Source organism: Halomonas sp. GD1P12 (genome assembly GCF_025725645.1).
Taxonomy (GTDB): Bacteria; Pseudomonadota; Gammaproteobacteria; order Pseudomonadales; family Halomonadaceae; genus Vreelandella.
In genome coordinates, this window is record NZ_CP107007.1 from 1,252,739 (window position 1) to 1,266,166 (window position 13,428).

A 13,428-nucleotide genomic window follows, 5' to 3' on the forward strand; every position below is an offset into this window, starting at 1 on the left:
TTCGTTGCCTTCACTGAGCAACGGCTATTACGCGATAGAATAGCGCATGTTTATCGCGCCAGGTGCCACGATGGTAGCGCCCGCCGCCTAAACTGGCAACTTTCACCCGGCTTTGACCGCCTGGGGCGATTAAATTATAGGGTGCCAGGCTTTCATATTTCTTATACTATAAGGGAATTAAGGGAATATTTTTTATTCAAATTTATGCGTTTAGCGGTTTGGCCCGCTTTGGGTCGCCGCGCGCGAACGTATGGCAGAAGAGGCGCTTTGAGCGGCTTCTTCGGGACGCAAGGTAGATCACATGAAGCTACAGCAACTTCGCTATATCTGGGAAGTGAACCGGCACAATCTCAACGTCTCGGCCACGGCTCAAAGCCTTTTTACGTCTCAGCCCGGCATCTCCAAACAGATCCGCCTTCTGGAAGACGAGCTGGGCGTGGAAATTTTTGCTCGAAGCGGCAAGCACCTCACCCGTGTAACGCCGGCGGGGGAGTCGATCATCGAGCTGGCAGGCCAGGTGCTTAAGCTTACCGACAACATCAAGCAGGTGGCCCAGGAGCACAGCGACGAACGCCGTGGGAGTTTAGCGATCGCCACCACGCACACCCAAGCGCGCTATGCGCTGCCGCCCGTGATAAGCGCCTTCACCCAAAAATATCCGGAAGTGGCGCTGCACATGCAGCAGGGCACGCCCAAGCAGATCGCCCAGATGGTCAGCGAAGGCCAGGCGGATTTCGCTATCGCCACCGAGTCGCTGGAGCTTTTTACCGATCTGATTTTGCTGCCCTGCTACCGCTGGAACCGCTGCGTGCTGGTGCCCAAGGGCCACCCGCTCGCTGAGCTCGATGGGCCGTTGACCCTGGAGGCGCTTGCCGAGCACCCGCTGGTCACCTACGTGTTCGGCTTTACCGGCCGCTCGCAGCTCGACGACGCGTTCAAGGCCCGGGGGCTTACGCCTAACGTGGTACTCACCGCCGCCGATGCCGACGTGATCAAGACCTACGTGCGCCTTGGCATGGGCGTAGGGATCGTCGCCCATATGGCGGTCGATGAGGCGCTGGATAGCGACCTGGTCGCGCTGGAGGCCGGCCACCTGTTTGCAAGCTCCACCACCAAAATCGGCATTCGCCGCGGCACCTTCATGCGCGGCTACATGTACGATTTTCTCGCCCGTTTCGCCCCGCACCTGACGCGCGAGCGCGTCGATGAAGCGCTCAACATCGGCCCGCGTCAGGAGCAGGGGCTGTTCGAGGGCGTCGAGCTGCCCGAGTACTGAGTTTATTCACGCTCACCCCGTACTCGCCAACGAAAAGGCGCCGCTTAGCGGCGCCTTTTTTGGTAGAAGCGGGCTATCCAGCGCCTAGTGCTGCAGGTGCAGGCCACACTCGCGCTTCTCTTCCACCTTGGTGGGGTCGAAATAGTCGAAGTTGTTGGGGAGATCATGCGCCTGCAGGTACTCGTACATATCCTTTGCGCTCCAGTGCAGAAGCGGCGCCACTTTCAAAAGGCCGTCGGCGTTTTGGCTCAGCGGCTGCATTTTGGCGCGCTCCGGCGTGTCCTCGGCGCGCAGCGCGGTCAGCCAGACGTCCGGGCGCATCTCCTTGAGCGCGCGCTCGAACGGCTCGATTTTGACTTCCTGAGTGAAGGCGTCGTGGCGCGGGTCGTCGATACCCGGCACGGGGCCCTCAAGCGCTTCACGGTGGGCGCGGGTGCGCTTGGGCAAAAAGCTGACGATATTCAGGTCCAGCCGCTCGATGATCTCGTTGGCAACGCGGTAGGTCGCCTCGGTATTGTAACCGCTGTCCATCCAGACGATCGGGATGTCCGGGCGCACCTGAGTCGCCATGTGCAGAATGACCGCCTCGAAGGGGCGAAAGTTGGTCGTGCAGATCGGGCGCTCGCCCTGTTTCAATGCCCATTCGATCAGGACGTGGGGGTCATTGGCGTGATCGCGATTCATGGCTTCCAGTGTTGACGACATGCGGCCTCCTGCGCTTTGAGCGAAACGTCGAACGCTAGGCTACCAAAGGAGATAGCGCGCGCCCCAATACCGTTTGGTTTGGCTTTTATATTACTTTCAGAATCAAAAAGCCTGTCACTTATTCCAGCGCACCGATCAGGTGGCAGATTTTATCCAGCGTCTCGGTGTACTCCTCCTGCGCTTGTGAGTCTGCCACCAGCCCACCGCCCCCCCAGACGTGCAGCGCGCCCTGATCCGCCACCATGGTGCGAATCGCGATCGAGGTGTCCATATGCCCCCGCACGTCGACGTAGCCAAGGCTTCCGCAGTAGACGCTGCGCTGGCAGGGCTCGAGTTCGTCGATGATCTGCATGGCGCGAAACTTGGGCGCGCCGGTGATCGAGCCGCCGGGAAACGCCGCCGCTAGAAGCGATAGCGCCGACTGATCCTCGGCCAGCGTGCCCTGTACCACGCTGACCAGATGGTGCACGTTGGGGTAGCTTTCGAGCGCGCAGAGTTTGGGCACGTGAATACTGCCCGGCCGGCATACCCGTCCCAGGTCGTTGCGCAAAAGATCCACAATCATCACGTTCTCGGCGCGATCCTTGACGCTGGCCAAAAGCGCTTCGGCCAGCGCCTGATCCTCTGCCGGTGTCTTGCCCCGAGCGCGGGTGCCCTTGATCGGGCGGGTTTCGACCTCACCACTCGCCACCTGAATGAAACGCTCCGGCGACAGCGACAGCACCGCCTGATCCTTCCAGGTCATGAAGGCGGAAAACGGCGTGGGCGTGGCGCGGCGAAGCCGCTGGTAGGCCTGCCACGCATCGCCTTCGAAAGGGGCGGACAGGCGCTGCGCCAGGTTGATCTGGTAGCAGTCGCCGGCGCGAATGTAGCGCTGTACCGCCTCGAAGCGCTCGACGTAGGCGCGCTGATCGAGCTCGGCCTCGAACGCCCCGGTCAGTCGGAAGTCATCTGGTTCGGGCGCGGGCGCGTCGAGCCACGCAAGAACCGTGTCACGCCGCGCAGGGGAGGCGACCAGCCAGGCCTGGCCGGCGTGATGGTCGAGCGTGATGCACCAGTCGTAAAGCCCCAGCCGCGCCGCGGGAAGCGACGTGGCGCTCTCGTGGCGGCTTTCGATGCCCTGCTGGGCGAGGCCGAACTCATAGCTCCAGTAGCCCATCAGCCCGCCCATAAAGGGAAGCTCGCTTTTCTCGACGGGTGGGGGAAGCTGCGCGAGTAGCCAGGCCTTGAGCGCGAAAGGGTCGTCCAGAAGCGCCCTGGGCGGTACAAGCGTGTCGGTGTCGAGCGCCACGGCGCCGCGCGCGTCGATCTCGAGCGTAGCGATAGGGTCACTGACCAGAATATCGAAGCGCCCGCTTTTGGCCGCCGGGCGGCCACTGTCGAGCAGGATGGCGCCTGGGCGGTGCTTGAGCCGGGCAAACAGCGCCAGTGGGTCCTGGGCGTAGGGAAGGGCGGTAATGGTGAACGACGCGCTCATGACTCGGTGCCTTGCGGTTGGGCCGGTTATTCTAGTGAGCGTGCTCGTCGAGGGCCAGTCGCGCATCGGCTTATTTTCCACGCGTGGTGCTCATCATTTTAGTTTTTCTCTTCGCCTGCATTGTAGACATTTCGGAGCAGCACTTTTGTTTTCTCCCACCAAAGTGCCATAAAACGCGCCTTGAGTGCGGTTGACGCTCGGTGGGTCGCGGGCTAAAGTGCCGGTAACTCTCTTTATTGTCGACAATTAGCCATGACCGCCATTAGCAAAGTGCCCAAGCCGCGCGTTGACAGCGCATTCGATCCCGATACGCCGGAAGTGCGCACCCTGGCCGAGCGGGTGTTTCACCAGCTGCAAAGTGCCATCGTGCGCGGCGAGCTGCCGCCGGGGAGCAAGATCACCGAGCCCGGGCTCTCCAAGAGTTACGGTATCTCTCGCGGGCCGCTGAGAGAAGCGATGCGCCGACTCGAAGCGCACCGGCTGATCGAGCGCGTGCCACACGTGGGCGCCCGGGTCGTCAAGCTCTCGATGAAGGAGCTGATCGAGCTATTCGACGTGCGCGAGGCGCTCGAGAGTATGGCCGCCCGCCTGGCCGCCGAGCATATGGGGCCAAAAGAGATTCAGGGGCTGCGCGACGTGTTGGCGGTGCACGAGAGTCAGTCGGATCTGCAGCGCGGCGAGGCCTACTATCAGCGCGAAGGCGATCTCGATTTTCACTACCTGATCGTGCAGGGCAGCCACAACAGAATGCTGATGAACCTGCTCTGCGACGATCTTTACTATCTCGTGCGCCTCTACCGCACCCAGTTCAGCGCCAGCGGCGCCCGGCCCCAGCGCGCCTTCGTGGAGCATCATCGCATCGTCGATGCCATCGAAGCCGGCGACGCCGAGCTTGCCGAGCTGTTGATGCGTCGCCACGTCAGCGCCTCCCGCGAAAACGTCGCCGACCGCTACGCGGCGATGCTGGCCGACGGCCAGACCGATTCATAGCGGCTTTTTTATAGCACCCTTTTTATAACAACATCGACAGGAGAGATCATGTCCACGCACGCACCTTCTTCGCTCACCCCGGGCGCCCGGTTTCGCCAGGCGCTGCAGGATCAGCGTCCGCTGCCCATTCTTGGCACCATCAACGCCTACACCGCGCTCATGGCCGAGCGGGTGGGGCACCAGGCGATCTATCTTTCCGGCGGCGGGGTGGCCAACGCTTCCTTCGGGCTGCCGGATCTGGGCATGACCACCATGAACGATGTAGTCGAGGATGCCCACCGCATCTGCGGGGCCACCGACCTGCCGCTGCTGGTGGATATCGATACCGGCTGGGGTGGCGCGTTCAACATCGCCCGCACCGTGAAGGAAATGGAGCGCGCCGGGGTGGCGGCGGTGCATATCGAGGACCAGGTGGCCCAAAAGCGCTGCGGTCACCGGCCGAACAAGGCGATCGTCTCGCAGAGTGAGATGGTCGATCGCATCAAGGCGGCGGCAGATGCCAGGCGTGACCCGGACTTTTACCTGATCGCGCGCACCGACGCCTTCCAGAAAGAGGGGTTGGATGCCGCGATCGAGCGCGCCAACGCCTGCATCGAGGCCGGCGCCGACGCTATTTTTGCCGAAGCCGTGCACACCCTCGATGACTACCGCGCGTTCTGTACCCGCGTGGACGCGCCGATTCTGGCCAATATCACCGAGTTTGGTGCCACGCCGCTCTTCACTCAGGCCGAGCTTGGCGAGGCTGGCTGCGCCATGGTGCTCTACCCGCTGTCGGCGTTTCGCGCCATGAACGCCGCGGCGCTCAAGGTCTACCAGAGCATTCTCGACAACGGCCATCAGCGTGAGGTGGTCGATACCATGCAGACCCGCGACGAGCTTTACGATTTTCTCAATTACCACGATTTCGAGCAGAAGCTCGACGCGCTGTTCAGCGAGCAAAACGAGCGCTGAGCAAAATGCTCTACAAGGCGGCGATAAAAAGGCCCTTGTAAAAGCAGTGACAGAAAGCAGTTATAAAACGCCCATAAGCAGCACTTATAAACGGTACTGATAGACAGTATTTACAAAAAGCACCTAAAAAAGCACCTAAAAAAGTACTTATAAAAAGCACCGAGGAGACGCACCATGGCTGACAAACAACCGCTGGCAGGCGCCGGGCTTCGTGGGCAGAGCGCGGGCAGTACCGCGCTTTGCACCGTAGGCAAGACCGGTTCCGGGCTCACCTACCGCGGCTTCGACATCAAGGAGCTGGCCGAGAAAGCCAAATTCGAGGAGGTCGCGTATTTGCTTTTGAAGGGCAAGCTGCCCAATCAGGCCGAGCTCGACCACTACATCGATAAGCTCAAGGGGCTGCGCGGCCTGCCCGGCCCGCTCAAAGCAGTGCTCGAAGAGATCCCCGCCGACGCCCACCCGATGGACGTGATGCGCACCGGCACCTCGATGCTTGGTAACCTGGAGACCGAGGAGAGCTTCGACGAGCAGCAGGACGTCGCCGACCGGCTGCTCGCCGTGCTGCCCTCGATCATCTGCTATTGGTACCGCTTCAGCCACGACGGCGTGCGCATCAATACCGAAACCGACGATATCTCCGTGGGCGGGCACTTTCTCAATATGCTGCGCGGCGAACCGGCCTCCGAGCTGCACGCCCGGGTGATGAACGTATCCCTAATTCTCTACGCCGAGCACGAGTTCAACGCCTCGACCTTTACCGCGCGAGTCTGCGCCTCGACGCTTTCCGACATGCACTCCTGCGTGACCGGGGCGATCGGCTCGCTCAGAGGCCCGCTGCACGGCGGCGCCAACGAAGCGGCGATGGCGATGATCCAGGACTGGACATCCCCGGACGAGGCAGAGCGCGAAATGCTCGGCAAGCTCGAGCGTAAGGAGAAGATCATGGGCTTTGGCCACGCGATCTACCGCGAGGTCGACCCACGCAACGAGATCATCAAACAGTGGTCCAAAAAGCTTTCCGAAGACGTGGGCGACACCACGCTCTATGCGGTCTCCGAGCGCTGTGAAGAGGTGATGTGGCGGGAGAAGAAGCTCTTTTGCAACGCGGACTTCTTCCACGCCAGCGCCTACCACTTCATGGAGATTCCGACCAAGCTGTTCACGCCGATCTTCGTCATGTCCCGGCTGACCGGCTGGGCGGCGCACGTGTTCGAACAGCGCGCCAACAATCGCATCATTCGCCCGAGCGCCGACTACACTGGCCCCGAGAAGAGCGAGTGGGTGCCGATCGAAGAGCGCGACTAGGAGGCCATCATGAATAGCGACTACCGCAAGACGCTGCCCGGCGCGCTAATGGGCGGTGAGCCGGTCGACTTCTTCGATGCCCGTCAGGCCGTCGAAGAGATCGCCCCGGGCGCTTATGAAACGCTGCCCTACACCTCGCGGGTACTCGCCGAGCAGCTGGTACGCCGCTGCGAGCCGGCGCTTCTGGTTGATGCGCTTTCCCAGCTCATCGAGCGCCGGCGCGATCTCGACTTTCCCTGGTACCCGGCGCGGGTAGTATGCCACGACATTCTCGGCCAGACCGCCCTGGTCGATCTCGCCGGGCTACGGGACGCCATCGCCGAGCGCGGCGGCGACCCCGCTCAGGTCAACCCGGTGGTGCCGACCCAACTGATCGTCGATCACTCGCTGGCGGTGGAGCACAACGGCGACGACGACCAGGCGTTCGAGAAGAACCGCGCCGTCGAAGAGCGGCGTAACGACGACCGCTTTCACTTCATCAACTGGACCAAGCTCGCATTCGAGAACGTCGACGTGATTCCGCCGGGCAACGGCATCATGCACCAGATCAATCTGGAGAAGATGTCGCCGGTGGTGCAGTGTCGCCAAATCGATTCCGGTGCGAAGGTCGCCTTTCCGGATACCTGCGTGGGCACCGATAGCCACACGCCGATGGTCGACGCGCTCGGCGTGATCTCGGTGGGCGTGGGCGGGCTCGAGGCAGAGAGCGTGATGCTTGGGCGCGCCTCGATGATGCGGCTGCCGGATATCGTGGGCGTGGAGCTGACGGGCAAACTAGCCCCGGGTGTCACCGGTACCGACATGGTGCTGGCGATCACCGAATTCTTGCGCCGTGAGCGCGTGGTCGGCGCCTATCTCGAGTTCTTTGGCGAAGGCGCGGACGCGCTCAGCATCGGCGACCGGGCGACGATCTCCAACATGACGCCGGAGTACGGTGCCAGTGCGGCGATGTTCTATATCGACGACCAGACCATCGACTATCTCAAGCTCACCGGGCGCGACGATGAGCAGGTGGCGCTGGTGGAAACCTACGCCAGGCACACGGGGCTTTGGGCCAGTGATCTTAAAACCGCGGAGTACGAACGGGTGCTGCGCTTCGATCTCTCGAACGTGGCACGCACGCTGGCCGGGCCGTCGAACCCGCACGCCCATTTGCCGACGTCGGAACTCGCCAGCCGCGGCATCGCGATCAATTACGAGGCCGTGCAGCAGGACGAGCTCGACGGCCGGCTGCCCGACGGCGCGGTGATCATCGCCGCGATCACCAGCTGCACCAACACCTCCAACCCGCGCAACATGGTGGCGGCGGGGCTGATCGCCCGCAACGCCAACCGGCTGGGGCTTCTTCGCAAGCCCTGGGTGAAGTCGTCGCTGGCGCCGGGGTCGAAAACCGTGACGATGTATCTCGAGGATGCCGGGCTGATGGATGAGCTCGAGGCGCTCGGTTTTGGCGTGGTGGGCTACGCCTGCACGACCTGCAACGGCATGTCTGGCTCCCTCGACCCGAAAATTCAGCAGGAGATCAAGGAGCGCGACCTTTACGCCACGGCGGTGCTCTCGGGCAATCGTAATTTCGATGGGCGCATTCATCCCTACGCCAAGCAGGCGTTTCTGGCTTCGCCGCCGCTGGTGGTGGCCTACGCCATCGCCGGTACCATCCGCTTCGATATCGAAAAGGACGTGCTGGGCGTGGATGATCGCGGCCATCCGATCACGCTCAAGGATATCTGGCCCGATGACAGCGAGATCGACGCCATCGTCAAGGCCTCGGTTAGACCTGAGCAGTTTCGCCAGACCTACATCCCGATGTTCGATCTCGACAAGAGCCAGCGTACTCAGGTCGAGCCGCTCTACGACTGGCGCCCGCAGAGTACCTATATTCGTCGCCCGCCTTATTGGGAGGGGAACATGGCGGCGGCCCGGGCGCTCAAGGGCATGCGGCCGCTGGCGATTTTGCCGGACAACATCACCACCGACCACCTGTCGCCGTCCAACGCCATTTTGCCGGACAGCGCGGCCGGCGAGTACCTGCTGAAAATGGGCCTGCCGGAGGAGGACTTCAACTCCTACGCCACCCACCGGGGCGATCACCTCACCGCCCAGCGGGCGACCTTCGCCAACCCCAAGCTCTACAACGAGATGGCCCTCGACGATGACGGCCACGTGCGCCAGGGGTCGCTTGCGCGTCTGGAACCCGAAGGCAAGGTGGTGCGCATGTGGGAGGCGATCGAAGCCTACATGGCGCGCAAACAGCCCTTGATCATTATCGCCGGCAACGACTACGGTCAGGGCTCCTCACGGGATTGGGCGGCCAAGGGCGTGGCGCTGGCCGGAGTCGAGGCGATCGTCGCCGAAGGCTTCGAGCGCATCCACCGCACCAACCTGGTAGGCATGGGCGTGATGCCGCTGCAGTTCGAGCCCGGCACTACGCGCAAGACCCTGGCGCTGGACGGCACCGAGGTGTTCGATGTGGAAGGGGATACCGCGCCGGGTGCGAAGCTGACGCTTTTGATCCACCGCGCCGGCGGCGTCGAGCGCGTGCCGGTGATCTGCCGGCTCGATACCGCCGAGGAGGTCACTATCTACGCCGCCGGCGGGGTGCTTCAGCGCTTCGCTCAGGATTTTCTGGAGGCGACGCCAGCCTGATTCGGCCTCGTTTGTCACCCTTCACACACGCCCGGCCCCGCGCCGGGCGTTTCAGGAGCACGCCATGACCATCAGTCCCCAGCTCGAGATTCCCGCCACCTACATGCGCGGCGGCACCAGCAAGGGCGTCTTCTTCGCGCTCGACGATCTGCCCAAAGCGGCCAGAGCGCCGGGTCCCGCCCGCGACCGCTTGCTACTGCGCTTGATGGGCAGCCCCGACCCCTACGAAAAGCAGATCGACGGCATGGGCGGGGCGACATCGAGCACCAGCAAGGCGGTGATTCTCTCGAAAAGCACCTCAACGGATCACGACGTTGACTATTTGTTCGGCCAGGTGTCCATCGACCGACCCTTCGTCGACTGGAGCGGTAACTGCGGCAACCTGTCCGCCGCCGTCGGCCCATTCGCGATTCGCGCCGGGCTCATCGACCCGGGGCGAATTCCCGACGATGGCGTGGTCGAGGTCCGTATCTGGCAGGCGAATATCGAAAAAACGATCATCGCTTGGGTACCGATCACCGGTGGCCGGGTGCAGGAAACCGGCGACTTCGAGCTCGACGGCGTGACCTTTCCCGCCGCCGAAATCCCGGTGGCCTTCGTCGACCCCGCCGACGGCGAAGGGGCGATCTTCCCCACGGGCAACGTGGTGGACGCCCTCGAGGTGCCAGGCATCGGTACGCTCGAGGCGACGATGATCAATGCCGGTATTCCCACCGTATTCGTCAACGCCCAGGACATCGGTTACACCGGCACGGAGCTCCAGGAAGCGATCAACGGTGACGCCCAGGCGCTTGCCCGGTTCGAGGCGATTCGCACCCACGCCTCGGTTAAAATGGGGCTGGCTGAAAACCTCGAGGCGGCGGGGGGGCGCCAGCACACGCCAAAGGTAGCGTTCGTGGCGCGGCCTTCGGACTATACGGCGTCGAGCGGCCGATCCGTGGTGGCGGGAGATATTGATTTGGTCGTGCGCGCGCTCTCGATGGGCAAGCTCCACCACGCCATGATGGGCACCGCGGCGGTAGCGATTGCCTCGGCGGCGGCGATAAAGGGAACGCTGGTGAACCTGGCCGCTGGCGGCGGCGAGCGCGAGGCGGTCACTTTCGGTCACCCATCCGGCACGCTGCACGTGGGTGCCAAGGCGAGCCTTGTGCAGGGCGTTTGGCAGATCGACCGGGCGCTGATGAGCCGTAGCGCCCGTGTACTGATGGAAGGCCGGGTGTTCGTACCCGGCGATGGTCTGGAAAGCGCTTGAACGAGCGGCCAAACCCTCGGTTCTGCGGCCTTTTATGCCCACACCCCGGCCCTGGAAATGGGGCGTGGGCGCCTGAAATCTACTCGTCGAAAGTGATCTGATCCTGCATGCCTTCGACCGTGGCGGGCCCGATGCCGCTAACGCGCGTGAGATCATCGGCGTTTTCGAAGTCGCCGTTGGCGCTACGCTCTTCGATAATGGCCGCCGCGCGGCTAGGGCCGACACCGGGCAGTTCGGCCAGCAGCTCCTCATCGGCGGTGTTGACGTTGATCGGCGCCATGGACTGCGCCAGCGCTGCGCCGCTGACCCCGATGCCCAATAACGTCGCTGCCAGTAATCCCTTGATCATTCGCTTCATGGTAAGCCCCCTTGAGATAACGATGGATTCTTGCTGTCGTTCGCCCGGTTCGATCCCCGCCGCCGGGACTACTGATCACCCTGGCAAGGCTTGTGTCACGCCGCCGTCATCTGAAAACGACGGCCTTTGTAAGCGCATTCCCAGGTTCGGTCCTGAGATCGCTTACACGAAAGCGCGGGGCAAGGCTGGTATAATGGCGCGGTTCAAACAAGGAGCGCGCCCGTGTCAACCGATTCTCCCCTCATCATCGCCCTCGATTACCCGTCGCTGGACCAGGCCCTTTGCATGGCGGACCAGCTCGACCCTGCCCGCTGTCGAGTGAAAGTGGGTAAAGAGCTTTTCACCCGCAGCGGCCCAGCGGTGCTCGAGGCGCTTCATGGGCGCGGCTTCGAGATCTTTCTGGATCTCAAGTTTCACGATATTCCCAACACCGTGGCCAGCGCCGTGCAGGCGGCGGCGGAGCAGGGCGTTTGGATGGTGAACGTGCATGCCAGTGGCGGCAAGGCGATGATGGAAACCGCGGCCGAGCGGCTCTCTCGAAACGGCCTGAAAACCCACCTGATCGCCGTGACCGTGCTGACCAGCATGAGTGGCGAGGCGCTTGGTGATATCGGCGTGAGCGGAGCGCTTGATGAGCAGGTGATGCGGCTGGCAAGGCTTACCCATGAAAGCGGTTTGGCCGGGGTGGTCTGCTCCGCCCAGGAGGCGGCAGCGGTCGAAAGCGCCTGCGGTAAGGCGTTTTTGAAAGTGACGCCAGGTATTCGCCCACGCTCTGCCGCACTCGATGACCAGTCGCGCGTCATGACCCCGAGCGCGGCGCTGGCCGCAGGCAGTACTCACATGGTGATCGGGCGCCCGGTCACCCAGGCCGAGGAGCCGATGGCGGCGCTCAAGGCGATCGAAGCCGACATCGCCGGCGCTACTCGCCCTCGATCCCGGTAATCGGTTTGATCGTGCCCCAGCGCCGGCAGCTGGGGCACTGCCACACCAGATGGTCGCTGGTAAAACCGCAGTGGCGGCAGCGCTGGCGCGGCCGGCCCTCAAGCAGAGCCCCGGTGTGGTGTTTCAACAGCAGCAGGCGGGTATCCGGCGACGTCTTGCCGTTTAGCCGCTCGCTTTCCAGATACAGATCGATCAGATAGTCGAGCCCGCCCAGACTCGGCGCTTCGCGCAGCCACTCGCCGGTGCGCTCGATCGCGCTATCGACGCCATCGCGGCGATGAACGAGTTCGCCCAGCGCCACGATCACGCTGGTGTACGGCGCCTGTTCCAGCAGTCTATGTAGATGCGCCTCGAAGCCCGCCGAGTTCTCCAAGCGCTCGTAGGCGCGCTTGAGCGCGCTCAGCATGGTGGGGGTATGCGCGATATCCTGATGGGGAATGCGCTCGAGCCAGTCGATCGCCCGCTGATAGTGGCCGTTTTCCATTTCGAGTTCGGCGTAGAGCAGCGTTGCACGCACGCAGTTCTCGTCCATCTGCAGCGCTTTTTTTAGATGCTTTCGCGCAAGCGCGCGGCTTGATTCGCTGATTTCCTCGACGGCAAGCTCACACAGCCAGTGGGCGGCGGGGCGGCGCAGAACGGGCTGCTGCTTGAGGATGGGAGCGACGGTCTCCAGCGCTTCCTGCCATTCGCGCTCGCGGTCGAGCAAATCGAGCAGCAGGCGCTTGGCGTGTAGCCGGTAGGTGTCGTCGGTAGTGTGACTCAACAGCGTTTTTAAAAGCCGCTGGGCGCGATCGTGTACGCCCAAAGCGATGAAATCCTGGGCGAGCTCGAGCTGGATGTGATCGTTGGTCGTGACCGAAAGGGCGGGGCGAGCGAGCAGGTTCTGGTGAATGCTGACGGCCTTGTCCGCCTCGCCGCGAGCGCGAAAGAGCTTGCCCAGGGCAATGTGCGTTTCGACGGTATCGCTATTGACGTCCAGCGCGTTGATGAAGGTGTTGATTGCCTCATCGGGCTGCTCGTTGAGCAAATAGTTGAGCCCGACAAAATACTCTTTCGACAGCGCCGGCGCTTTGGGCGTCGGTCGGATGAGACGCTTGCCGGCGCGATGGCGTACGCCAAGCCCAAAGCCAATGGCCAAGGCGGCGAAAAGCACGCCGAGCAGCGCGACATCCTGCATTTAAGCCAGTTCCTTGAACTCCTGGGTGCGAAGGCGGTCGAGTTCTTTTTGCTGGTGCTTATTGTGTCGCTCGCTACGAGCCAGACGGGCTTTCAGCCGAACGTAAACCCCCAGCATCGCCAGCATCCCCAGCACGACGCCCAGCGTCAGCGTGGCCAGAAGCCATACCGACAGCGAAATCGGGGGAAGTTCGGTCCAGATCAGATTCAGGGCGATCGCCTGCTGGTTGTTCACGGCAAACAGGATACCGACCAGCAGCACCACGAGTAATACGATGGCTAGTAAAAGCCCTTTGATCCAACGCATGAGAAGTTCCTGGTGTTTACGTGCAAGTTTTTACGTGCAGAAG

The 13,428-nt window shown here is 62.7% G+C and carries 12 protein-coding genes; 7 read left to right on the top strand and 5 right to left on the bottom strand.

The window, feature by feature from the left end:
• The first annotated feature begins 301 nt into the window (after positions 1-301).
• The gene (cysB, locus tag OCT39_RS05865; protein WP_263586736.1) at positions 302-1,276 is read left to right on the top strand and encodes an HTH-type transcriptional regulator CysB; all 975 of its coding nucleotides are present in this window, start codon (positions 302-304) and stop codon (positions 1,274-1,276) included.
• A gap of 84 nt (positions 1,277-1,360) precedes the next feature.
• Here cysB and OCT39_RS05870 read toward each other — a convergent pair whose 3' ends face one another.
• Positions 1,361-1,981: a phosphoadenosine phosphosulfate reductase family protein gene (locus tag OCT39_RS05870; RefSeq protein ID WP_263586737.1), complete on the bottom strand. Its 621-nt coding sequence runs from the start codon at positions 1,979-1,981 to the stop codon at positions 1,361-1,363.
• A 118-nt stretch (positions 1,982-2,099) separates the two neighbouring features.
• Positions 2,100-3,458, bottom strand: coding sequence for an aminodeoxychorismate synthase component I (pabB, locus tag OCT39_RS05875; protein WP_263586738.1), 1,359 nt, complete (start codon positions 3,456-3,458; stop codon positions 2,100-2,102).
• A gap of 252 nt (positions 3,459-3,710) precedes the next feature.
• On the opposite strand from pabB, the gene OCT39_RS05880 reads away from it, so the two are divergent.
• The 5 genes from OCT39_RS05880 to prpF all read left to right on the top strand — a co-directional run bounded on the left by OCT39_RS05880 (position 3,711) and on the right by prpF (position 10,602).
• The gene (locus tag OCT39_RS05880; protein WP_263586739.1) at positions 3,711-4,448 is read left to right on the top strand and encodes a GntR family transcriptional regulator; all 738 of its coding nucleotides are present in this window, start codon (positions 3,711-3,713) and stop codon (positions 4,446-4,448) included.
• A gap of 48 nt (positions 4,449-4,496) precedes the next feature.
• On the top strand, positions 4,497-5,399 hold the full coding sequence (gene prpB, locus OCT39_RS05885; protein ID WP_263586740.1) for a methylisocitrate lyase: 903 nt from the start codon (positions 4,497-4,499) through the stop codon (positions 5,397-5,399).
• Positions 5,400-5,573: 174 nt separating this feature from the next.
• Positions 5,574-6,704 carry a 2-methylcitrate synthase gene (prpC, locus tag OCT39_RS05890; protein ID WP_263586741.1) on the top strand — a complete coding sequence of 377 codons (1,131 nt, stop codon included), beginning with the start codon at positions 5,574-5,576 and terminating at the stop codon, positions 6,702-6,704.
• 9 nt (positions 6,705-6,713) lie between these two features.
• Positions 6,714-9,350 (top strand): Fe/S-dependent 2-methylisocitrate dehydratase AcnD, encoded by a 2,637-nt coding sequence (gene acnD / locus OCT39_RS05895; RefSeq protein WP_263586742.1) that lies wholly within the window; start codon positions 6,714-6,716, stop codon positions 9,348-9,350.
• Between the two features lie 64 nt (positions 9,351-9,414).
• Positions 9,415-10,602 carry a 2-methylaconitate cis-trans isomerase PrpF gene (prpF, locus tag OCT39_RS05900; protein WP_263586743.1) on the top strand — a complete coding sequence of 396 codons (1,188 nt, stop codon included), beginning with the start codon at positions 9,415-9,417 and terminating at the stop codon, positions 10,600-10,602.
• A gap of 79 nt (positions 10,603-10,681) precedes the next feature.
• Here prpF and OCT39_RS05905 read toward each other — a convergent pair whose 3' ends face one another.
• On the bottom strand, positions 10,682-10,960 hold the full coding sequence (locus tag OCT39_RS05905; RefSeq protein WP_263586744.1) for a ComEA family DNA-binding protein: 279 nt from the start codon (positions 10,958-10,960) through the stop codon (positions 10,682-10,684).
• Between the two features lie 222 nt (positions 10,961-11,182).
• Here OCT39_RS05905 and pyrF point away from each other — a divergent pair, with 222 nt between their 5' ends.
• Positions 11,183-11,902 (top strand): orotidine-5'-phosphate decarboxylase, encoded by a 720-nt coding sequence (gene pyrF, locus OCT39_RS05910; protein ID WP_263586745.1) that lies wholly within the window; start codon positions 11,183-11,185, stop codon positions 11,900-11,902.
• On the opposite strand, the gene lapB is transcribed toward pyrF, so the two are convergent.
• Both lapB and OCT39_RS05920 read right to left on the bottom strand, forming a co-directional pair.
• Positions 11,880-13,079, bottom strand: a complete 1,200-nt coding sequence (gene lapB / locus OCT39_RS05915) for a lipopolysaccharide assembly protein LapB (protein WP_263586746.1) — start codon at positions 13,077-13,079, stop codon at positions 11,880-11,882. The two genes, pyrF and lapB, sit on opposite strands and share 23 nt — an antisense overlap.
• The gene (locus OCT39_RS05920; RefSeq protein WP_263586747.1) at positions 13,080-13,385 is read right to left on the bottom strand and encodes a LapA family protein; all 306 of its coding nucleotides are present in this window, start codon (positions 13,383-13,385) and stop codon (positions 13,080-13,082) included.
• Between the last annotated feature and the right edge of the window lie 43 nt (positions 13,386-13,428).